Below are 21,619 nucleotides of genomic sequence, written 5' to 3'. Positions count from 1 at the left end.
CCACGGTGGTCCGCAAGGGGCGGCTGCAGCCCGGCCGCATCTTCCTGGCCGACACCGCGGCCGGCCGGATCGTCGAAGACGAAGAGGTCAAGGCGGCCCTGGCCGCCGAGCACCCCTACGAAGACTGGCTGCACGCCGGCCTGGTTCACCTCGACGACCTCCCCGACCGCCCGCTGCCCGAAGCCCCCGTCCCGCACCAGCGCGATCTGGACGCGGCCGGAACCGAGCTGATCACCTCGCAGCGGATGCACGGGTACACCGAGGAGGAGCTGCGGGTCATCCTGGCGCCGATGGCGCGGAACGGGGCCGAGCCGATCGGGTCGATGGGCACCGACACCCCGGTGGCCGTGCTCTCGGGCCGGCCGCGGCTGGTGTTCGACTACTTCACCCAGCTGTTCGCCCAGGTGACCAACCCGCCGCTGGACGCGATCAGGGAAGAGCTCGTCACCTCGCTCGGCACCATGACCGGGCCCGAGCAGAACCTGCTCGAGCCGGTCCCGGCCTCCTGCCGCCAGATCGTGCTGCCCTACCCGGTGATCAACGACAACGACCTGGCCAAGATCATCCACGTCAACGACGACGGCGACCTGCCGGGTTTCGCGGCCCGGGTGGTCAGGGGGCTCTATCCGGTGAACGGCGGCGGCGACGCACTGCGCGATGCGCTGGAACGGATCCGCCGTGAGGTGAGCGAGGCGATCGCCGGGGGAGTGCGGCTGATCGTGCTCTCCGATCGCGACAGCGACACCGAGCTGGCGCCGATCCCGTCGCTGCTGTTGACCGGAGCAGTGCATCATCATTTGATCCGGGAGCGGACCCGGACCAAGGTCGGACTGATCGTCGAGGCCGGCGACGTCCGCGAGGTCCATCACGTGGCCCTGCTCGTGGGCTTCGGCGCCTCCGCGGTCAACCCGTACCTGGCGATGGAGACCGTCGAGGACCTGGCGAATGCCGGTGTCCTGCTCGAGGTCGAGCCGGAGAAGGCGCTCCGCAATCTGGTCAAGGCGCTCGGCAAGGGCGTCCTGAAGGTCATGTCGAAGATGGGCGTCTCGACCGTGGGCTCCTACCACGGCGCGCAGATCTTCGAGGCGATCGGCCTGTCTCAGGAGCTGGTCGACAAGTACTTCACCGGCACCACCTCGCAGCTCGGCGGCGTCGGCATCGACGTCATCGCCGAGGAGGTCAAGCTGCGCCACCGGCAGGCCTACCCGCTGGGCGGCATCTCGGCCTCGCACCGGCGCCTCGCCATCGGCGGGGAGTACCAGTGGCGCCGCGAGGGCGAGCCCCACCTGTTCGACCCGGACACCGTGTTCCGCCTGCAGCACGCCACCCGGACCCGGCGTTACGACATCTTCAAGCAGTACACCGAAGGCGTCGACATCCAGTCGAAGCGGCTGATGACCCTGCGCGGCCTGTTCACCTTCAAGGACGGCGTTCGTCCGCCGGTGCCGCTGGAGGAGGTCGAGCCGGTCTCGGAGATCGTCAAGCGCTTCAACACCGGCGCGATGTCCTACGGGTCGATCTCCGGCGAGGCGCACGAGACACTGGCGATCGCGATGAACCGCCTCGGCGGCCGGTCCAACACCGGTGAGGGCGGCGAGGACGCGGAGCGGCTGTACGACCCGGAGCGTCGTAGCGCGGTCAAGCAGGTCGCGTCGGGTCGATTCGGCGTCACCGCCGAGTACCTGACCAACTCCGACGACATCCAGATCAAGATGGCGCAGGGCGCCAAGCCCGGCGAGGGCGGGCAGTTGCCCGGCCACAAGGTGTACCCGTGGATCGCGAAGACCCGGTACTCCACGCCGGGCGTCGGTCTGATCTCGCCGCCGCCGCACCACGACATCTACTCGATCGAGGACCTGGCCCAGCTCATCCACGACCTCAAGAACGCCAACCCGGCCGCGCGGATCCACGTCAAACTGGTGGCCGAGGTCGGAGTCGGCACGGTCGCGGCGGGGGTGTCCAAGGCGCACGCGGATGTCGTGCTGATCTCCGGCCACGACGGCGGGACCGGCGCCTCACCGCTGACCTCACTCAAGCACGCGGGTGCGCCGTGGGAGCTCGGCCTGGCCGAGACCCAGCAGACCCTGCTGCTCAACGGGTTGCGCGACCGGATCGTCGTGCAGACCGACGGTCAGCTGAAGACCGGTCGCGACGTGATCGTCGCGGCGCTGCTCGGCGCGGAGGAGTTCGGCTTCGCGACCGCGCCGCTGGTGGTCTCCGGCTGCATCATGATGCGGGTCTGCCACCTCGACACCTGTCCGGTCGGCATCGCCACCCAGAACCCGGTGCTGCGCGAGCGGTTCACCGGGCGGCCTGAGTTCGTCGTGAACTTCTTCGAGTTCATCGCCGAGGAGGTCCGCGAGCACCTGGCCAAGCTCGGCTTCCGTTCCGTGGCCGAGGCGATCGGCCACGCCGAGGTGCTCGACAACTCGGCGGCGGTGGAGCACTGGAAGGCCTCCGGGCTGAACCTGGCGCCGATCCTGCATGTGCCGGCGCTGCCGGAGGGCGCGGCGCGGTACTGCACCACCGGTCAGGACCACGGGCTGGACAAGGCCCTGGACAACGAGCTGATCGCGCTGTGCGCGGAGGCGATCGAGTCCGGCTCCCCGGTGCGCGGTCGGCTGACCATCCGCAACGTCAACCGGACCGTGGGAACCATGCTGGGTCACGAAGTGACGAAGCGTCACGGCGGCGCGGGCCTGCCCGACGGCACGATCGACCTGACGTTCACCGGGTCGGCCGGGCAGTCGTTCGGGGCCTTCGTCCCGGCCGGCATCACCCTGCGGCTGGAGGGCGATGCCAACGACTACGTCGGCAAGGGCCTGTCCGGCGGTCGGGTCGTGGTGCGGCCGGACCGCGGCGCGACGTTCGCCGCCGAGGACAACATCATCGCCGGCAACGTGATCGCCTATGGCGCCACCAATGGCGAGATCTACCTGCGTGGTCTGGTGGGCGAGCGGTTCTGCGTCCGCAACTCCGGCGCGGTCGCGGTCGTCGAGGGCGTGGGCGACCACGCCTGCGAGTACATGACCGGCGGCAAGGTGGTCATCCTCGGCCCGACCGGACGCAACGTGGGCGCGGGAATGTCCGGCGGCATCGCCTACGTGCTCGACCTCGACCCCTCCGACGTCAACCCGGAGATGGTCGACCTGGACCCGTTGGACGATGAGGACCGCGAATTCCTGCGCACGACCGTGACCCGGCATGCGGAGGAGACCGAGTCGGCCGTCGCGCGCAAGTTGCTCGACGGCTGGGACGCGGCGGTCGAGCGCTTCGGCAAGGTCATGCCCAAGGACTACAAGCGGGTTCTCTCCGCCCAGGCCGAGGCTGCAGCCGAAGGGCTGGACGAGCAAGCGACGATGCGAAAGGTGATGGCGGCTTCTCATGGCTGATCCGCGTGGCTTTCTGACGACCGCACGTGAGGTCGCGGCTCGCCGTCCGATCGAGGAGCGCCTGCAGGACTGGCGCGAGGTGTACCCGGAGGAGGGCCTGGGCCGGGCCCTGCTGCCGATCATCACCAAGCAGGCCGGTCGTTGTATGGACTGCGGGATCCCGTTCTGCCATCAGGGTTGCCCGCTGGGCAACCTGATCCCGGAGTGGAACGACCTGGTCTGGCGCGACGACTGGCACGAGGCGATCGAGCGCCTGCACGCGACCAACAACTTCCCGGAGTTCACCGGGCGGTTGTGCCCGGCGCCGTGCGAGCCGGCCTGCGTGCTCGGGATCAACCAGGAGCCGGTGACGATCAAGAACGTCGAGGTCGCGATCATCGACCGGGCCTGGGACTCCGGCTGGGTCACGCCCCAGCCGCCGGAGCGCCTGACCAGCAACACGGTCGCGGTGATCGGCTCCGGCCCGGCCGGGCTCGCCGCCGCCCAGCAGCTGACCCGGGTGGGACACACGGTGGCCGTGTACGAGCGGGCCGACCGCATCGGCGGGCTGCTGCGCTACGGCATCCCCGAGTTCAAGATGGAGAAGCGCTACCTCGATCGACGCCTGGCGCAGATGAAGGCCGAGGGCACGAAGTTCCGGGCCGGCGTCAATGTGGGCGTGGATCTGACGGCGGATCAGTTGTTGGCCCGCTACGACGCGGTGGTCCTCGCCGTGGGTGCGACCGCCTGGCGCGACCTGCCGGTCCCCGGGCGGGAGCTCGAGGGCGTGGTCCAGGCGATGGAGTACCTGCCCTGGGGGAACAAGGTCTGCGAGGGCGACCTGGAGGCCGCCCCGATCTCGGCGGCCGGCAAGCACGTCGTCATCATCGGCGGCGGCGACACCGGCGCGGACTGCCTGGGCACGGCCAACCGGCAGGGCGCCCTCTCGGTCACGCAGCTGGAGATCCTGCCGCAGCCGCCGGACGCGCGGCCGGACGCGCAGCCGTGGCCGACCTACCCGATGATCATGCGCACCGCGAGTGCCCACGAAGAGGGCGTCGACCGGGTTTACGCGGTGTCGACGAAGGAGTTCGTCGGCGACGCGGCCGGCCAGGTCACCGCGCTGCGGCTGACCGAGGTCGCCTTCGTCGGCGGCAAGTTCGAGGCGGTCGAGGGCAGTGAGCGCGAGATCCCGGCCGACCTGGTCCTGCTGGCCATGGGCTTCGTCGGCCCGGAGCGCAACGAGTTGCTCGAGGGCCTGAAGGTCGAGTTCGACGAGCGCGGCAACGTCTCCCGCGACGACAACTACATGTCCAGCACACAGGGCGTCTTCGTGGCCGGCGACGCCGGCCGCGGCCAGTCGCTGATTGTGTGGGCCCTGGCCGAGGGTCGCGCCGCCGCCGCCGCCGTCGACCGGTTCCTGACCGGCTCGACGACCCTGCCCGCCCCGATCCCCCCGACAGCCCGCCCCCTGGTCGTCTAAGCCCCTCAATCTCCGCACTTCTGCGGCCTGTCCCACCTATTGGGGCGTCCCGATACGTGGGACAGGCAGCAGAAGTCGGGATCCGGGGGCGCGGCGCAGCATCGTCCCGACCTCCCGGACGATCCGGTGCGGGGCGCCGAAAACGTCGGCGGCGGTGTAGCGCAGCAAGGGCAAGTCGCCCAGGAGCAGCAGCCTGTTCTCCCGGACCACATCTGCGAAATGTTGATCCGGGTCGTCGTGGTAGGAGCCGTCGTACTCGAGGCCGAACCAAGGGACGACGTACCGCATGTCCGGGACGCCGAGCAATGTGCCGTCCGGCCCGTAGAGGGGCTGGTTGAGCAGGGGCGGTTCGGGAAGGCCGCCGAGCACGATGACCATGCGCAACCGGGACTCCATCGGTGAGGCCGCGTCGGCCCGCGCCAACTGTGCCGCCTCCCGGACCTTGCGGACGCCAGGCCACCGCGGCCGTTCGTCGGCGTAGCGGGCCAACGCACCCGAACACACGAGTTGGGCATGCAGGAACGCGTCTGCCCAAACGACCGCTTGGGTCAGCGATCCGACGGTCATCAGCCCGAAGCAGGTGCGCTCGGGCGTGGTGACCGGGAAGCCGTGGAATTCGTCGACATCGCCGTCGTCCAGCACGAGGCGGCTGCTGCGCGCCCCACTCGCCACGAAGCCGCCCCGATCTGTTGGTGTGGCGAAATGCAGCGGGACCGGTTCGCCCGGCCGCGGTTTCCACACTCCGTAGAGCCACGCGGCAGTCAATCCGGTGGCCACTGCGTCCATCGGCGCCGTAAGCCTCAGCGCCGCGAGACGGACCTCGTCGGTCTGCTCGATCGACACGTGGACGTGGACCTGGGCGAAGATTCGCGTCCAACATCGGGAGTCCAGCTGGCGGGCGGTGAGGCCCGCTTGCAGAGCGTCCGCACGACGAAACGGGCCGGCGAGCAGAGCGGATGGGGTGGAGGGTCTGGGTGCCATGGGCGGACCTTGCAGGTTCCGGAGCTGCTCCGAACCCGAAATGGCCCCCCTGTGGACAACCCCACCGCGACTTCTGCTGCCTGCCCCACGTATTGGAGCGCCGCGATACGTGGGACAGGCAGCAGAAGTGGGGAGGGGGAGGCTTGCGGCTCGTTCGCGGCGCGGACATCCGGCGGCAACATGTGACCGCATAGGGTCGCCTGGTGCGTAGAGCCAAGATCGTCGTGACCCTGGGGCCGGCAACCGACAGCCCCGAGCAGATCCAGGCCCTCGTGGCCGCGGGTATGGACATCGCCCGGTTGAACCTCAGCCATGGGACCCATGCCGAGCACGAGGCCCGCTACGCGCGGGTGCGCGCGGCCTCCGACGACGCCGGCCGGGCGGTCGGCATCCTCGTGGACCTGCAGGGCCCGAAGATCCGGTTGGGAAAGTTCGCCGGCGGCCGTGCCGAACTGGTGCCCGGCGCCCAGTTCACGATCACCACGCTCGACGTTCCCGGCAGCGCCGAGCGGGCGTCGACCACCTATGCCGGTCTGCCTTCTGACGTCTCGTCAGGTGACCGGATCCTGGTCGACGACGGCCGGCTGAGCCTGGAGGTGCTCGAGGTCGAGGGCGCCGAGGTGCACACCCGCGTCATCGACGGCGGGACGGTCTCGGACCACAAGGGCCTGAACCTGCCCGGCGTGGCGGTCGGGGTGCCCGCGCTGTCCGAGAAGGACGTGGCGGACCTGCGGTGGGCGCTGCACCTGCGCGCCGACCTGATCGCCTTGTCCTTCGTGCGGGACGCCAAGGACGCCGAGGCCGTGCGCGAGGTGATGGACTCCGAGGGGGTGCGCCTGCCGGTCATCGCCAAGTTGGAGAAGCCGCAGGCGGTGGCCAACCTCGACGAGGTCATCGACGCCTTCGACGGGCTGATGGTGGCCCGTGGCGATCTCGGCGTCGAGCTGCCGCTGGAGGACGTCCCGCTGGTGCAGAAGCGCGCGATCAAGCGCGCCGTCATGCAGGCCAAGCCCGTGATCGTGGCGACGCAGATGCTCGACTCGATGATCACCGAGCCGCGGCCGACCCGGGCCGAGGCCTCCGACGTCGCGAACGCCGTCCTCGACGGCGCCGATGCCGTGATGCTGTCGGGGGAGACCAGCGTCGGCAAGCACCCGTTGACCGCGGTCAGCACGATGGCCCGCATCGCCGAGGCCATCGAATCGGAGAGTCTCACGGCGTTGGGACCCGCGCTGGGTCCGCCGCTGACCACCGGTGGCGCGATCGCCCGCGCCGCGGCGGAGGTGGGCGAGGTCGTCGGGGCCCGCTACCTGGTGGCGTTCACCCAGAGCGGGGACACCGCCCGGCGGTTGGCCCGCTACCGCTCGCCGATCCCGCTGCTGGCGTTCACCCCGACCCCGGCTGTGCGCAATCAGTTGGCGTTGACGTGGGGCGTCGAGACGTTCCTCGTGCCGACGGTGCAGCACACCGACGAGATGGTGAAGCAGGTCGACGCCGCGCTGCTCGAGCTCGGGCGCTGCCAGATCGGGGACCGGATCGTGATCGTCGCGGGCAGTCCGCCCGGAATCCCCGGATCGACCAATGCGCTGCGGGTCCACCGGATGGGCGACGCGGTCGGCCTGATCGTCCCGGCCTATGCCGGATCGTGAGATTCGGATGCTTGCTCGATGGCGCAACTGGGGCGAAGCTGACATGCGTGGAGGCCGACTCCACCGGCGGATGCCAAGTCTGCGGCGGAGAGCCGGTGCTGACCGACGACGTGCTCTGCGCCGCGTGCGCCGGGCCGGTTCAGGTGTCGTGGGGCTTGGCGCACTCCCGTGGCGCGTTGCGCGGGGAGGAAGTGCGGTGGAGCGGTCGACGCCGAGCGGTGGAGACCGTATCGCTGAGCACGGAGGTGTTGTGAAGCGCACAGTCCTGGTCGGCCTGATCGCGTTGCTGCCGCTGGCGGCCTGCGGGTCGCACTCGAAATCGACGGCTTCGCCGGAGCAGCCCGCCGCCGCGGTACCGACGGTGCCCTCGGCCGCCGCGGCACCGCACGCCACCGCGACGCGCTCCGCCGCTCCCAAGGTGGCCACGGCGCCGACCAAGCCGCTGGTGGTCGGCTTCGGCGACTCGGTCCCGGCCGGCGGCGGCGGATGCAACTGCATCAACTTCGTGTCGGCATACGCGACCGACGTCGGCAAGACCACCGGGGTGAAGCCCGGGGTCGACAACTTCGCGGTCTCCGGCTCGACGAGCGCGGACTTCCTCGATCAGTTGTCGGACTCCTCGATCAAGACGGCGGTCGGCAAGGCGACCACGATCCTGATCATGACCGGCGCCAACGATTACAACGACGTCTTCGACCAGGTCTCCCTGGGCGCCTCGGCGACCAAGCTGTATCCGCCGGTGGCGGACGCGGTGCAGGACAACGTGACCACCGCGATCGAGAAGATCCAGAAGCTGAACTCGACGGCCCACATCGTGCTGCTGGACTACTGGGCGTCGATGGAGGACGGGAAGGTGGCCGAGAAGGATTACGACGCCACCGCGATGGCCGCGTCGATCGCGTGCACCGCCTCGACGAACAACGCGCTGGCGCTGGCGGCCCAGACCACCGGTGCGACCTATGTCTCCACCTACACGGCCTTCAAGGGCTCCAACGGCAGCAAGGACGACACCGCCCTGCTCCAGCCGGACGGGGATCACCCCGATCCGCAGGGGCATCAGGTGATCGCCCAGGCGATCGCGGCGGTGTATCCGCGTGGCTGAGCGCACCGGTGGCAGGATTCGCGCGGTTCTGGCTGGGAGGTCGCGGATGAACGGTCGATCGACGGCGAAGGCAGGTCGGTCCAGGCGAACCGGCGCCGCGCTCGGCGCACTCGTGGCGGCCCTGTCGTTGGCCGGGTGCGGGTCCGGGGGCGGCAGTCCGACGGCCTCCGACACCGGGGCCCCGCAAGCCTCGTCCGGACCCCACCCGGGGAAAGAGTCCTTCGCGGCCTACCGCGAGTGCCTGACGCAGCACGGCGTGAACCCGCCGACCGGGCGCCCCGCGCCCGGCGCCCCGCGTCCCAGCATGGACGCCGCGCAGGCGCAGGCTTTCCGCGACGCACGCCAGGCGTGCGCCAACCTGCGTCCGGCCGGTGGGCTGACGGCCGGCGGCATCCACAGCGGCCCGCGCCGGCAGTTCCGGGAGTGCATGAAGCAGCACGGTGTCACCCTGCCCGAGCCGCCCCGTCGCACTGCACGGCCCGGCGAAGGCCCGTCGCCCGAGCCTTCCAGCGGCCGCGGTGGCATGCTCGCCGGGCTGGATCTGAAGGACCCGACCGTCCACGCGGCCCTCGAGGCCTGCAAGTCGATCATCTTCGACAACGGCGCCACCCCCGCCCCGGCCGGCGGCGCAGTCACCCCGGCCGATACCGGGGACGCCGCCCAGTGATCTGACGCGGCATCACTGGTCCGGCCGGCGAGCACGGCGTAGGGGTGCGGGGGCGGAGCCCCGCCGCGACGCGGAGCGTCGCAATGTGATGACGCGCGACCCGGCCCGCGCTCTCCGCCGGCAAAGGTGTGCGCAAGCGCGTGTTCCCTTCGGTCAACAGGCTTCAACGGCTCGGGAGCCGGCGAGGGCTCGCAAGCTCGCTCTCGCCGCTCCGCTCGCCTCAATCGCCTGTGCCGAGGGCGGGAGTCGAACCCGCACGTCCCTTTCAAGACAGATGGGTTTGAGCCATCCGCGTCTGCCATTCCGCCACCCCGGCCGGGTGAGTGCCCAGTCTAGGGGCTGAGACCGGGCGGTTAAGCTGGCCTGGCGTTCATCCCCTACGTGAGGCGAAACAGGTGACCGAGTCCGCGCGCCGCGTGGTAATCGCCGAGGACGAGACGCTGATCCGCATGGATCTGCGCGAGATGCTCGAGGAAGAGGGCTACGACGTCGTCGGTGAGGCCGCCGACGGTCGTAGTGCGGTCGATCTGGTCGCGAAGCACTCCCCGGACCTGGTGATCCTCGACGTGAAGATGCCGGTCCTCGACGGAATCACGGCGGCCGAGCAGATCGTGGCGGCCGGTGGCACCGCCGTGGTCATGCTGACGGCGTTCTCGCAACGCGAACTGGTGGCCCGGGCCAGTGCCGCAGGTGCGATGGCCTACCTGGTCAAGCCGTTCTCGAAGAACGACCTGATGCCCACGATTGAGATCGCAGTTTCCCGGCACTCCCAGATTGTCGCGCTGGAGCGCGAGGTGGCCGGACTGGGCGAACGGCTCGAGATTCGCAAGTTGATCGACCGGGCCAAGGGGTTTCTGCAGACCAAATATGGATTGTCGGAGCCCGAGGCATTCCGCTGGATCCAAAAGGCCTCGATGGACCGGCGCATGACGATGAAGGAAGTCGCCGAGGTCATCATCGCCGACACGGCGTCAGATTCCGCGCCCGCCGAGCAATCGGCACCGGATGGTTCCGGCTGAGTTCCGGCGCCGGGCTGACCTGCGAAGAAGGTCAGGAAAACCCCAATTCCTCCTGGGGGAGATCACGAAGCGGCTACGGCTTGGCCGGCTTTGCGAAAGCCTCTGCCCGTTCCAGGCGGGACTCGTTTAGCTTTTCTCCAAGACACGGGGGGCCGAGTCGGGCGACGGGGGATATGTCGCACTCGACGTGGCTCCTGCGCAGCGCCCCGAAGGAGACCCACAGAATGCGACGTGCTTTTCCTGCCACTCGCGCACTCGCCATGGTGGCGGCGGCCGGCCTGGTTCTGACCGGCTGCAGCCTCGGCAGCCACGGCGGGTCGAAGGCCTCGTCGTCGGCCTCGCCATCCGCGTCCTACGCGCCGCACCAAGGCGACGGGATCCTGAAGATCGGCACGTTGCTGCCGGAGACCGGAAGCCTGGTCATCCTCGGCCCACAGCAGATCGCCGCGGTGAAGCTCGCGGTGCAGGACATCAACAACGCGGGCGGTGTGCTCGGCAAGCTGGTCCAGTCGGAGGACTCCGACTCCGGCGACGCGAGCACCGACATCGCCAGCCAGTCGGTCAACCGGCTCATCAATGACAACGTCGATGCGATCGTCGGCGCGGCCTCCTCCTCGGTCACCCTGAACGTGATCGACAAGGTCACCGGCAGTGGCCTGCTGATGATCTCGGGCTCGGCCACCTCGACGAAGCTGCAGGACTACCCGGACCACGGGCTGTTCTTCCGCACCGCGCCCTCGGACGTCTACCAGGGCCGGGTCGTCGCCAACACGGCCATCGACGACGGCGCCCAGACAATGGGCATTCTCGCGCTGCAGGACGCATACGGCACCAGCCTGGCCGACCAGGCCGGGCAGGTGTTCTCCGACAGCGGCGGCAAGGTCGTGCTCAAGCAGATCTACGACCCGAAGGCCTCGGACTACACAGCGGAGGTCGCTGCGCTCAAGGCCGCGAACCCCGACGCGATGGTGTTGATCGGCTTCGACGAGTCCTCGAAGATCATCCAGGAGATGGTCAAGCAGAGCCTGTTGCCGTTGAAGAGCCACAAGCACATGTACATGGTCGACGGGAACATGACCAACACCTACACGTTGCCGGCCGGCACCCTGGCCGGAGTGAAGGGGACGATCCCCGGCTCGAAGCCGACCACCGACTTCGAGAGCCGGCTGAAGACGATCAACCCGAACCTCACCGACTACAACTACGCGGGCGAGGCCTACGACGCGACCGTGCTGACGGCGCTGGCCTCGGAGGAGGCCAAGAGCGACAACGGCATCGACATCGCCGCGCACATGCAGGACATCACCAACGGCAGCACGCAGTGCAGCAGCTTCGCCGACTGCGACAGGCTGATCAAGGCGGGGACGACCATCCACTACATGGGCATCTCCGGCCCGATCGACTTCGACTCGAACGGCAACCCGAGCGTCGCCTCGATGGGTGTCTACGAGTACGGCTCGGACAACAAGTACCAGCCGCTGAAGTTCGTCACCGGCCCGATCTCCGCCACCGCGGCGAGCGCGAGCCCGTCGAGCAGCGCCTCCCCGACGCCGTCGTCCTCGGCCTCGCCGTCCGGTTCGCCCTCGCCGTCGCCCTCGGCGTCGAGTTCGATGAGCCCGACGGGCCTGTCCGGCTCGGTCTCCGGTTCGGTCTCGGGTACGTCGAAGCCGTAACTGATCCACCGTCAGAACGCGCAGGGGCCCGACCGATGCGGTCGGGCCCCTGCCGTCTGTCCTGGCCGGCTCAGGCGCGAGCCAGTGTCCCCAGATACAACTCGATGACCCTCGGGTCGTTGATCAGGCTGCGGCCGGTGCCGGTGTGTGCGTTGCGGCCGTTGTCGAGGACGTAGCCGCGGTCGCAGATCTGCAGGCAACGTCGGGCGTTCTGCTCGACCATCACCACGGTCACGCCGGTCCGCTGGATCTGCTTGGTGCGGATGAAGACCTCGTCCTGCAAGGCCGGGGAAAGGCCCGCGGACGGTTCGTCGAGCAGCAGCACCGACGGGGCGGGCATGAGGGCTCGGGCCATCGCGACCATCTGGCGTTCCCCACCGGACAGCGACCCGGCACGCTGCCGCCGGCGCACGGCCAACGTCGGGAACAGGCCGCACACGTGCTCGAACCGCGCCTTGAACTGACGTGGGCTCAGATACACGCCCATTTCGAGGTTCTCCTCGATCGTCAGGCTCGCAAACACGTTGTTGTTCTGCGGCACGAATCCCACACCGCGCTTGACGAGCTTGTTCGCCTTCGCGCCGGTGATGTCCTCCCCGCGCAGGGTGACCGTGCCGGACCGCACCGGCACCAGGCCGAACAACGCCTTGAGCAGCGTGGACTTGCCCGCGCCGTTCGGGCCGATGATCGCGACGAGTTCACCGGCGGCGGCGTGCAGGTCCACGCCGTCGAGGATGTTCACCTCGGGCAGGTAACCGGCCACGACTCCGGCCGCGCGCAGCAGCACGTCACCGGTCGGCTCAGTGGTCATCGGCCCCACCGTTCTGCTGCGGCGGTACCCAGCCGGTCGGACCGGAGGTCTCCAGCCCGATCTCGGCCGGGTCGACCCCGGCCTCGGCCGCCAACTCGACGCCGGACTCGATCAACCGATCCTCCTCCTCGGCGATGCTCAACGGGGCGTCGTGGTGCGAACCGAGGTAGGCGTCGATCACCCGCTCGTCGGCCATCACCCGGGCCGGCGGGCCCTCGGCGACCACGGCGCCGGCTGCCATCACCACGGCCCAGTCCGCGATGTGGCGAACCATGTCCATGTCGTGCTCGACGAACACCACGGTCATGCCCTCGTCGCGCAGGCCGCGGACGTGCTCGAGCAGGGTCTGCACCAGCGCCGGGTTCACCCCGGCCATGGGTTCGTCGAGCATCACCAGGGTCGGCGAGGTCATCAGCGCGCGGGCCATCTCCAGCAGCTTGCGTTGGCCGCCGGACAGCGTCCCGGCGTAATCGTCGGCCACCCGCTCCAGGTTGAACCGCTGCAGCAGGCCCCTCGCGCGCTCGGTGATCGCCTTCTCCTGGCCGCGCCACAGCGGCGGGGCCAACGCGGCCCACAGCGACTCACCGCGCTGCCCGGTCGCCCCCAACCGCATGTTGTCCAGCACGGTCAGCTTCGCCAGCGCCTTGGTGAGCTGGAAAGTCCGGACCATGCCACGGCGCGCCACCCGATAGGACGGCAGGCCGCTGATGACCTGGCCGTCGAACGTCCAGGCGCCGGCCTCCGGTTGGTCGAAACCGGTGAGCAGGTTGAACAGCGTGGTCTTGCCGGCACCGTTGGGGCCGATCAACGCAGTGATCGATCCGCGCTGGATCTCCAGGTGTCGGACGTCGACCGCGACCAGGCCACCGAAGCGGCGGATCACCGAGTCCGCGACGAGGATCGGGTCCGGCTTGCGGGAACCGGGCGCCGGATCGGCGCCGGACAGGGCGTCGAGCGCGATCGCGTGATGCTCCGAACGCACCGGGGTGGAGTCGCCGTAGCCCGGCTCGGCGAAGGACTCAGCGGGCATCGAGGGCGATCTCCTTCCGGTCGCCGAACACGCCCTGTGGTCGGAAGACCATGAGCAGGACCAACCCCAGGCCGACCAGCATGAAGCGCACCTCGCCGACCTGGATACCGGTGATGATCGAGGACGAGATGTGCCCGGAGTCGACGGCCTGGCGCAGCAGGCTGTCCGTGAACGCCAGCAGGGTCCACAGGATCATCGAGCCGACGACCGGGCCGAGCACCCGGGCGGCCCCGCCGAGGATCAGCACGACGTAGGCCAGGAAAGTCGTCTCGGTGCCGTAGAGGTCCGGCTGCACGGAGCCCTTGCCCAGCGCCGCCACGAAGCCGCCCAGCGACCCGATCACGCCACCGATCACCAGGGCCTGCATCTTGTAGGCGTAGACGTTCTTGCCGAGGCTGCGCACCGCGTCCTCGTCCTCGCGGATCGCCTTGACCACCCGGCCCCACGGGCTGCGGACCAGCAGCCAGACGAGCAGGCAACTGATGGCCACCAGGGCCCAGCCGACCGTCATCACCCACAGTTCGCGGGCGTCGAAATCCACCGACCCGATGCCGTAGCGGCGGGTGTCGGGGTAGGGGTTGTGGTCGAAGAAGTAGCCGGAGAACTGCTGCAGGCCGTCGGTTCCGCCGAAGTACCGGTCCAGCGACACCGACCGCACGATCAGCCGGACGATCTCAGCCGCGGCGATCGTGACGATGGCCAGGTAGTCCGCGCGCAGGCGCAATGTGGGGATGCCCAGCAGGATGGCCAGCACCACGGAAAGCCCGATGCCGATCCCGATGCCCGCCCAGAACGGCAGTCCGTATGTGGCCACCGAGACGGCCAGGCCGTAGGAGCCCATGGCCAGGAACGCGGACTGGCCGAAGTTCAACAGGCCGGCGTAACCGAACTGGACGTTGAGCCCGATCGCGGCGAGCGCGAAGTAGACCGCGTCGATGCCGACCGTCGCCTCGAGCGAGTTCGAGAAGATGCTGCCCCAGTGCATGCCGACCCCCGCCTCAGCCGATCCGCTCGCGACGACCGAGGATTCCCTGCGGACGGATCAGCAGGATCACGATCAGCACACCCAATGCGCCGACGTTCTTCAACTCCGGGGAGACCACCAACGTCGACAACTGGATGCCGACGCCGATCACCAGACTGCCCAGCAGCGCGCCCAGAGTGGTGCCCAAGCCGCCCAGGGTGACCGCCGCGAAGATCAGCAGCAGGATGTTCTGCCCCATCTGGAACTGCACCTCCTCGGCCAGGCCGAGCAGGATCCCGGCCAGGCCTGCCAGCGCGGTGCCGACGATCCAGACCACCCGGATCACGCGGTCCACGTCGATGCCGGAAGCCGCTGCCAGCGCCGGGTTGTCCGAGATCGCGCGGGCGGCCTTTCCCAGCCGGGTCCGCCAGACCGCGAGCATCACCAGCCCGATCGAGGCCACCGCGATCGCCATGCTCCAGTAGTCGATCGGCGCCAGCGCCACCGGCAACGGCCCGGCCTTGACGGCAGCCTGGCCCTGGAAGTCGGTGTAGGACTTGTTGGACCCGCCGTAGAAGTACAGGAACACGTAGCGGACGAACAGGGCCACACCGATCGAGACGATCATCATCGCCAAGGTTCCGGTGCCGCGCCGGCGTAGTTGGCCCCAGAACAACGCGTCCTGCAGCCACCCGGTGGCCCCGCAGATCGCCACGGCGATCGCGGCCGCGGGGATCAACCCGATCCCGTGCACCACGTTCAGCCAGTACGCCACCAGCGCCCCATAGGTGACCAGCTCGCCGTGCGCGAAGTTGACCAGGCCGGTGGTGCCGTAGATCAGGGACAGGCCGACCGCGGCCAGCCCGAGGATCAGGCCGAACCGCAGGCCCTCGGCGATCAGCTGCGCGGTGCGGTCGGTCTCCGACGGCGCCGAAGCAGTGGATTGCCCGGCGCCGAGCGCGAAGAGCTGGGGCCGTTGCTGGTCGGTGATCACGTCACGGACCACCGAGTTCTGGCCGGGGTCGCGCATCGTCTCCCCCGAGGGCAGGGTCGAGGTGTCCAACGTGATCCGGTAGCTGCCCGGGCCGGGCAGCGGGACGACCCAGCCGCCGTCGGCGCCGGTGGTGGCCTGTCCGACCGGTTGGTTGTCCGGGGTGGTGACGACGATCTTCACGCCCGCGATCGCCTTGTCGCCGTCGACCAGGCGTCCGTGGACGTCCTCGTTCGACGCGAAGGCCTGACTCACCCCGAGGGTCAGCCCGAGAACCGTCGCGACCAGCGCGAGCAGCACGCCCACCCAGGCATGCCTCGACGTGCGCACGCGCTCAACCCCTCCGTCGCCGCGCCCCGTGTTCATGATCGACTTTAGTGTCCCGATGCTTGCGCGCAGGCATTCACTCGCCACAACGGTGGCATCCCGCGCTCATGTCGTCGCCCACTTTGCAATGGAAGGGCCAGGTCTCGGCGTTCCTCGGCCAATTGCCCAGGTTCAGTGACGCCCCGCGTATGAGAGAACAACAGCCCGATCATCGATGATCTGGCGTCAGGCGCGGGTCGGGCCGGCGCCTAGGATCGCGACGTGGCCCCAACTCCGCCCCGTCTGCTGCTGCTCGACGGGCACTCCCTGGCCTATCGGGCGTTCTACGCGCTGCCGGTGGAGAACTTCTCCACCACGACCGGGGCGCCCACCAACGCGGTCTACGGCTTCACGTCGATGCTGATCAACGCCTTGCGCGACGAGGCGCCGACCCACGCGGCGGTGTGCTTCGACGTGTCCCGCGTGACGTTCCGCAGCGAGGCCTACCCCGAGTACAAGGCGAACCGGTCGAGTTCGCCCGACGACTTCCGGCCCCAGGTCAGCCTGATCCGCGAGGTGCTCGAGGCGCTGCGCATCCCGAGCCTGGCGGTCGAGGGCTACGAGGCCGACGACCTGATCGCCACCCTCGCCCGGGCGGCCGAGATCGAGGGCTACGAGGTCCTGATCGTCACCGGCGACCGCGACGCGTTCCAGTTGGTGTCCGACCGGGTCACCGTGCTGTACCCGAAGCGCGGCGTGTCCGAGATGAGCCGGATGGACCCCGCCGCGGTCGAGGAACGCTACGGTCTGACGCCCCGTCAGTACCCGGATTTCGCCGCCCTGCGTGGGGATCCCAGCGACAACCTGCCCTCGGTCCCCGGGGTGGGGGAGAAGACCGCCGCCAAGTGGATCCGCGACTTCGGCTCGTTGGCGGAGCTCACCGACCGGGTCGACGAGGTGCCCGGCAAGACCGGCAACTCACTGCGCGAGCATCTGACCGCGGTGCTGCTCAACCGGCAGCTGACCGAGCTGCGCGGCGACGTCCCGCTCGACGTCGTCCCGGCCGACCTGGCGCTGAAGGGCTGGGACCGCGACGAGGTGCACCGGGTCTTCGACACCCTGCAGTTCCGGGTGCTGCGCGAGCGCCTGTGGGCGACGCTGGAGTCGGCGACGCCGGAGGCCGAGGCCGGGTTCGAGATCGCCGGGCGGATGCTCGGCGCGGAGGAACTGGCGCAGTGGCTGGCCGAGCACGCCGCGGACTCCGGCCGGATCGGCATCGACGTGTCCGGGTCCTGGGGCCGGGGCACGGGGCTTGTCACCGGCGTCGCGCTGGCCGCGTCCGACGGCTCGGCGTGCTGGTTCGACCCGGCGACGATCGCGCCGACCGACGACACCGCGTTCGCCGCGTGGGCGGCCGACCCGGACGCCCACAAGGCGCTGCACGATGCGAAGGGCCCGATCCTCGCCCTGGCCGCCCGCGGCTGGACGTTGCGTGGGGTCACCTCCGACACCGCGCTGTCGGCCTACCTGGCCCTGCCCGGGCAGCGGTCGTTCGAGCTGTCCGACCTGGCGTTGCGGTTCCTGCACCGGGAGCTGCGCAACGATGCCGTCGACGACGGCCAGCTCTCGTTCGACGGCGCCGACGAGGAGGCCGCCGGTGCCGCGGCAATGGTCCGGGCCCGGGCCGTCATCGACCTGGCCGACCACCTCGACGGCGAGCTCGCCGGCCGCGGCGGGGCCGCGTTGCTCGAGCAGGTCGAGCTGCCGTTGGTCGACGTGCTGGCCGACCTGGAGGAAGTCGGGATCGCCGCCGACGCGGACTACCTCGCCGAGCTGTCCAGGCAGTTCGGCGCGGCGGTCGCCGACGCCGAGCAAGCGGCGTACGCGGCGCTGGGCCATGAGGTGAACCTCGGTTCGCCCAAGCAGTTGCAGGTCGTGCTGTTCGAGGAGCTCGGCCTGCCGAAGACGAAGAAGATCAAGACCGGCTGGACCACCGACGCCGAGGCGTTGGCCGACCTTTTCGAGAAGACGCAGCACCCGTTCCTGGAGCACCTGCTGCGGCACCGCGACGTGACCCGGCTGAAGTCCACCGTCGACGGGCTGATCCCGATGCTCGACGACCACCACCGCATCCACACCACGTTCAACCAGATGATCGCGGCGACCGGGCGGCTGTCCTCGACCGACCCGAACCTGCAGAACATCCCGATCCGCACCGAGGAGGGCCGCCGGATCCGCACGGCCTTCGTCCACGGCCGCGGCTACGAGTCGCTGCTGACCGCCGACTACAGCCAGATCGAGATGCGGATCATGGCGCACCTGTCGGCCGACGACGGCCTGCGCGAGGCGTTCGCCTCCGGTGAGGATCTGCACACCACGGTGGCCTCCCGGGTTTTCGCGGTCTCGGCCGACGGCGTCACCGGTGCCATGCGCGCCAAGATCAAGGCGATGTCCTACGGCCTGGCCTACGGGTTGTCCTCGTTCGGCCTGTCCCGCCAGCTGAAGATCAGCGTCGACGAGGCGAGCGCCTTGCGCGACGAGTACTTCTCGCGATTCGGCGGCGTCCGCGACTACCTGCGCGAGGTGGTCGAGGCGGCGCGGGTCGACGGCTACACCGAGACGATCCTGGGCCGCCGCCGCTACCTGCCCGACCTCAACAGCGACAACCGGCAGCGCCGGGAGATGGCCGAGCGGATGGCGCTCAACGCGCCGATCCAGGGCTCAGCGGCCGACATCATCAAGGTCGCGATGCTGGGCGTGGCCGGCGCGCTGACGGCCGGGGGGCTGCGCTCCCGGATGCTCCTGCAGGTGCACGACGAGTTGGTGTTCGAGGTCGCGCCGGGAGAGTGCGAGGCCCTCGAGGCGTTGGTGCGCGATCAGATGGGCGCGGCCTACCCGCTCACCGTGGCACTCGACGTCTCGGTGGGCGTCGGGCCGAACTGGCACGACGCCGGCCACTGACCGAGCCGTCGTCGCCCCGAGGCGTTCGGCCTCAGCGCGGTACAACCGCGGTCTGGGCCCGCAACCGCGCAGCCATCGAGCCCATCACGTCGAGGGCGAAGGTCGGTGTCTCGTGGATCAGGAAGAGGAACATCCGGCGGTCGATCACGGCCACCGAGGCGTCGGTGGCGGCGGTCGCGGTCAGGCTGCGCGGCTCCTTGTCGACCAGCGCGAGTTCGCCGAACACCCCGCCCTCGGTGATCCGCGTGACAGGCGTGCCGGCCGAGCTCAGCTCGAGGGTCCCCGAGATGACCCCGTACATCTCCTCGCCCATGTCGCCCTCGTGGAACAGGACGTCTCCGGCGCGCAACTGCTCCACCTTGCGGGCGTTGGCGAACACGGCGCTGTTGCTCACGGTCGCTCCAGGAGGCAGGGGGCGTGCGACATTGCGGTTGGCCAGAAGATCTCCTGGCCAGGTGAACGAAAAATGGCCGGACAGTGAACGTTGCCGCCCCACCGTCGCGCGACCACGGATCGGCTTTCGATCACTGGCGCGAGCGGCGGTAGCGTCCGCACGATGAGCACAGCATCGTCCGGTCGTCCGCGATCGACCTGGATGGGGGCTCTTGCCCGGTCGTGACGGTAGGGGGTGACGTGCGCCTGGGAACAAGGCCCAGCTGGGGTCGGCGCGTTGGCTCACCGTCATGTTCGGAGTGCTCTCGCTGTGCGACCAGGCGGGAACCGCTGCGTTGGCCATCCACCTGTTCAACCACGGTGGCACCCGCGAGTTGTCGCTGCTCGCCGTGCGGTTCTTCCCGCCGGCCCTGGCCGGGTTCGCCGTGCCCGCGGTCCTGGCCCGGGCCGGGATCGGCCGGACGCTTCGCACGGTGCCCGCTGCGCGGGCGGCCCTGATCGTCGTGTGCGGGGCAGCGGCGCTCGCCGGCGCCTCCGTCCAAGTGCTCGTCCTGCTGCTCGGGTTGGACATGGCCGTGGCGCAGGTCGTCCGACCGGCGCTGGCGGCGGCCTTGCCGCGACTGTCGCACTCGGTGGAAGGGGTGGCCCGGGCCTCGGCCGCCCTGGCGAATGCGAAATCCGTCGGGGGGTTGACCGGCGCGACGGTCGGAGCCGCGCTGTGCGCTGTGGCGGGCCTGGGGCCCACCTGCCTGCTCATGGCCGTGGCGATCCTGGCCGTACTTCCCGGCGTGTTCGCGTCCACCGCCACCGCCCCGTTGCGGGGTCGACCGCGGGTCCAGTCGCTGCTGGGATCCCTGCCTGCGGTGCGGACCAGGGCCGCTGTGGTGCCGGTGCTGATGGGCTCGATGCGCACGCTGCTGCGGGGGGTCTGGTCCGGTGTCGTCGTGGTCCTGGCGACCCGGACGCTGGGCCTGGGTTCGCGCGGGGTGTCGCTGCTCGCGTGCGCGGCAGGCCTCGGCGGACTGCTTTCCTTGGCGATCACCCGCCACCTGCTGGCCGGCCGCCGCCTTGCGCCGTGGATGTGCCTGTCGATCACGGTCGCGGCCGCGGCGACGCAGAGTGTGGCGGACTTCCCCCTGGTCTGGCTCAGCCTGCTGGCGATGTTCGTCTGGGGTCTGGCCCTGGCGCTGGCCGATCTGTCGGCATCGACGGTGATCCCGCGTGTCGTCGACCATCGCAACGCCGCCGCGGTCTCCGCGATCAACGAGAACCTGAAACTGATACTCGAGGGGGTCGGCGCCTTCGGTACCCCGCTCCTGGCTCAGCTGCTGGGGCCCCGGCTGGCACTGGTGGTCGGCTGCGAAATAGTCCTCGTGGTCATGGCAATCGGCTGGCCCCTGGCCCACCGGGCCGAGCGCGACATCGCCGAGCGGATGAGCACGTGGGCTCTGCTCCAGTCGGTGCCGCTGCTGCGCCGGTTGCCGCTGGACGCGATAGAGACCTTGGCCGCGGGGGCCCGGTCTGTCTCCTGCGCCGAGGGCCGGCAACTGATCGTCGCCGGGGATTACGGCGACACTTATTGGGTGCTGCGTTCGGGTAGCGCGCTGGTCCTGGCACCGGGTATGGAGCCGAAGCGGTTGGGCCCGGGATCCGGTTTCGGCGAGATCGGACTCCTGCACGCGATCCCGCGCACCGCGACCGTGGTCGCCGCCGAGGACGCCGAGGCGTTGGTCATCGACCGGGACAGCTTCCTGCTCGCGTTCACCGGTCTGGCCACCGTGCCCGAGGCGATGTCCGAGGCGATGCCCGAGCCGATGCCCGGGCCGGACGTCCCGCCCGGCGATGCGGACGAGCTGATCCGCGCAGCGCCGACCGTGGCTTCCCTGGGCGAGCGGCGCGCTGCGGAAGTGGCCCGCCGCGCCGGTCGGGTCTGGTTCGCGCCCGGCAGCGTCGTGTTCCAGGCCGGGGATCCGGCGGACTGCTGCTACGTGGTGCTCTCGGGGGCGGTGCGGGTGGACGCCCCGGGCCGCATGACGACGTTGGGCGTGGGACGCGAATTCGGCTCCATCGGGTTGCGAATCACCGGTTCGCGGACAGCGACGGTGACGGCGGTGGAGGCGACCGAGCTGGCGGTGCTGACCGCGAAGGAACTGGACCCGGCAGGCCCCGAGACGTCCGCGGCCACCGCGGTCCCCGCGTAGCCCCGGTACGGTCTGGG

At 69.9% G+C, this 21,619-nt stretch carries 16 protein-coding genes and 1 tRNA gene; 10 read left to right on the top strand and 7 right to left on the bottom strand.

The features are described from left to right. The coding region (gene gltB / locus VHU88_16900; GenBank protein HEX3613369.1) for a glutamate synthase large subunit at nucleotides 1-3,392 on the top strand (3,392 nt) is incomplete at its 5' end. Beyond that, nucleotides 3,385-4,854 carry a glutamate synthase subunit beta gene (locus tag VHU88_16895; protein ID HEX3613368.1) on the top strand — a complete coding sequence of 490 codons (1,470 nt, stop codon included), beginning with the start codon at nucleotides 3,385-3,387 and terminating at the stop codon, nucleotides 4,852-4,854. The genes gltB and VHU88_16895, both read left to right, overlap by 8 nt. 36 nt (nucleotides 4,855-4,890) lie before the next feature. Here VHU88_16895 and VHU88_16890 read toward each other — a convergent pair whose 3' ends face one another. After that, on the bottom strand, nucleotides 4,891-5,697 hold the full coding sequence (locus tag VHU88_16890; GenBank protein HEX3613367.1) for a hypothetical protein: 807 nt from the start codon (nucleotides 5,695-5,697) through the stop codon (nucleotides 4,891-4,893). A gap of 341 nt (nucleotides 5,698-6,038) precedes the next feature. Here VHU88_16890 and pyk point away from each other — a divergent pair, with 341 nt between their 5' ends. The 4 genes from pyk to VHU88_16870 are packed head-to-tail and all read left to right on the top strand — an operon-like array spanning nucleotide 6,039 to nucleotide 9,253. After that, nucleotides 6,039-7,484, top strand: a complete 1,446-nt coding sequence (pyk, locus tag VHU88_16885; protein ID HEX3613366.1) for a pyruvate kinase — start codon at nucleotides 6,039-6,041, stop codon at nucleotides 7,482-7,484. A 47-nt stretch (nucleotides 7,485-7,531) separates the two neighbouring features. Next, nucleotides 7,532-7,738 carry a hypothetical protein gene (locus tag VHU88_16880; protein ID HEX3613365.1) on the top strand — a complete coding sequence of 69 codons (207 nt, stop codon included), beginning with the start codon at nucleotides 7,532-7,534 and terminating at the stop codon, nucleotides 7,736-7,738. Continuing rightward, on the top strand, nucleotides 7,735-8,586 hold the full coding sequence (locus tag VHU88_16875) for an SGNH/GDSL hydrolase family protein (protein ID HEX3613364.1): 852 nt from the start codon (nucleotides 7,735-7,737) through the stop codon (nucleotides 8,584-8,586). Before VHU88_16880 ends, VHU88_16875 begins: the two co-directional genes overlap by 4 nt. A gap of 46 nt (nucleotides 8,587-8,632) precedes the next feature. Beyond that, on the top strand, nucleotides 8,633-9,253 hold the full coding sequence (locus VHU88_16870; GenBank protein ID HEX3613363.1) for a hypothetical protein: 621 nt from the start codon (nucleotides 8,633-8,635) through the stop codon (nucleotides 9,251-9,253). Between the two features lie 231 nt (nucleotides 9,254-9,484). Here VHU88_16870 and VHU88_16865 read toward each other — a convergent pair. Continuing rightward, a tRNA-Leu gene (locus VHU88_16865) sits at nucleotides 9,485-9,569 on the bottom strand. 79 nt (nucleotides 9,570-9,648) lie between these two features. Between VHU88_16865 and VHU88_16860 the strand changes: the two genes are divergently transcribed. Further along, the gene (locus VHU88_16860; GenBank protein HEX3613362.1) at nucleotides 9,649-10,272 is read left to right on the top strand and encodes a response regulator; all 624 of its coding nucleotides are present in this window, start codon (nucleotides 9,649-9,651) and stop codon (nucleotides 10,270-10,272) included. Between the two features lie 224 nt (nucleotides 10,273-10,496). After that, nucleotides 10,497-11,945 (top strand): ABC transporter substrate-binding protein, encoded by a 1,449-nt coding sequence (locus VHU88_16855; protein HEX3613361.1) that lies wholly within the window; start codon nucleotides 10,497-10,499, stop codon nucleotides 11,943-11,945. Between the two features lie 70 nt (nucleotides 11,946-12,015). Here the strand turns inward: VHU88_16855 and VHU88_16850 are convergent, their stop codons facing one another. Genes VHU88_16850 through VHU88_16835 form a run of 4 tightly spaced genes read right to left on the bottom strand, consistent with a single transcriptional unit; the run spans nucleotide 12,016 to nucleotide 16,071 of the window. Then, nucleotides 12,016-12,756 carry an ABC transporter ATP-binding protein gene (locus VHU88_16850; GenBank protein ID HEX3613360.1) on the bottom strand — a complete coding sequence of 247 codons (741 nt, stop codon included), beginning with the start codon at nucleotides 12,754-12,756 and terminating at the stop codon, nucleotides 12,016-12,018. Then, nucleotides 12,746-13,786 carry an ABC transporter ATP-binding protein gene (locus VHU88_16845; GenBank protein ID HEX3613359.1) on the bottom strand — a complete coding sequence of 347 codons (1,041 nt, stop codon included), beginning with the start codon at nucleotides 13,784-13,786 and terminating at the stop codon, nucleotides 12,746-12,748. Before VHU88_16845 ends, VHU88_16850 begins: the two co-directional genes overlap by 11 nt. Next, entirely contained in the window at nucleotides 13,776-14,771 is a 996-nt protein-coding gene (locus VHU88_16840; protein HEX3613358.1) for a branched-chain amino acid ABC transporter permease, read from the bottom strand. Before VHU88_16840 ends, VHU88_16845 begins: the two co-directional genes overlap by 11 nt. Nucleotides 14,772-14,784: 13 nt before the next feature. Next, the gene (locus VHU88_16835; GenBank protein ID HEX3613357.1) at nucleotides 14,785-16,071 is read right to left on the bottom strand and encodes a branched-chain amino acid ABC transporter permease; all 1,287 of its coding nucleotides are present in this window, start codon (nucleotides 16,069-16,071) and stop codon (nucleotides 14,785-14,787) included. A gap of 258 nt (nucleotides 16,072-16,329) precedes the next feature. Between VHU88_16835 and polA the strand changes: the two genes are divergently transcribed. Continuing rightward, nucleotides 16,330-19,008, top strand: a complete 2,679-nt coding sequence (polA, locus tag VHU88_16830) for a DNA polymerase I (protein ID HEX3613356.1) — start codon at nucleotides 16,330-16,332, stop codon at nucleotides 19,006-19,008. A gap of 31 nt (nucleotides 19,009-19,039) precedes the next feature. On the opposite strand, the gene VHU88_16825 is transcribed toward polA, so the two are convergent. Continuing rightward, on the bottom strand, nucleotides 19,040-19,402 hold the full coding sequence (locus VHU88_16825; protein ID HEX3613355.1) for a cyclic nucleotide-binding domain-containing protein: 363 nt from the start codon (nucleotides 19,400-19,402) through the stop codon (nucleotides 19,040-19,042). Nucleotides 19,403-19,691: 289 nt separating this feature from the next. Between VHU88_16825 and VHU88_16820 the strand changes: the two genes are divergently transcribed. Then, nucleotides 19,692-21,602: a cyclic nucleotide-binding domain-containing protein gene (locus VHU88_16820; protein ID HEX3613354.1), complete on the top strand. Its 1,911-nt coding sequence runs from the start codon at nucleotides 19,692-19,694 to the stop codon at nucleotides 21,600-21,602. Nucleotides 21,603-21,619 lie beyond the last annotated feature (17 nt).

The organism is Sporichthyaceae bacterium (genome assembly GCA_036269075.1).
In the GTDB taxonomy this organism is placed as follows: domain Bacteria; phylum Actinomycetota; class Actinomycetes; order Sporichthyales; family Sporichthyaceae; genus DASQPJ01.
This window is presented reverse-complemented; position numbering and strand designations above follow the sequence as displayed.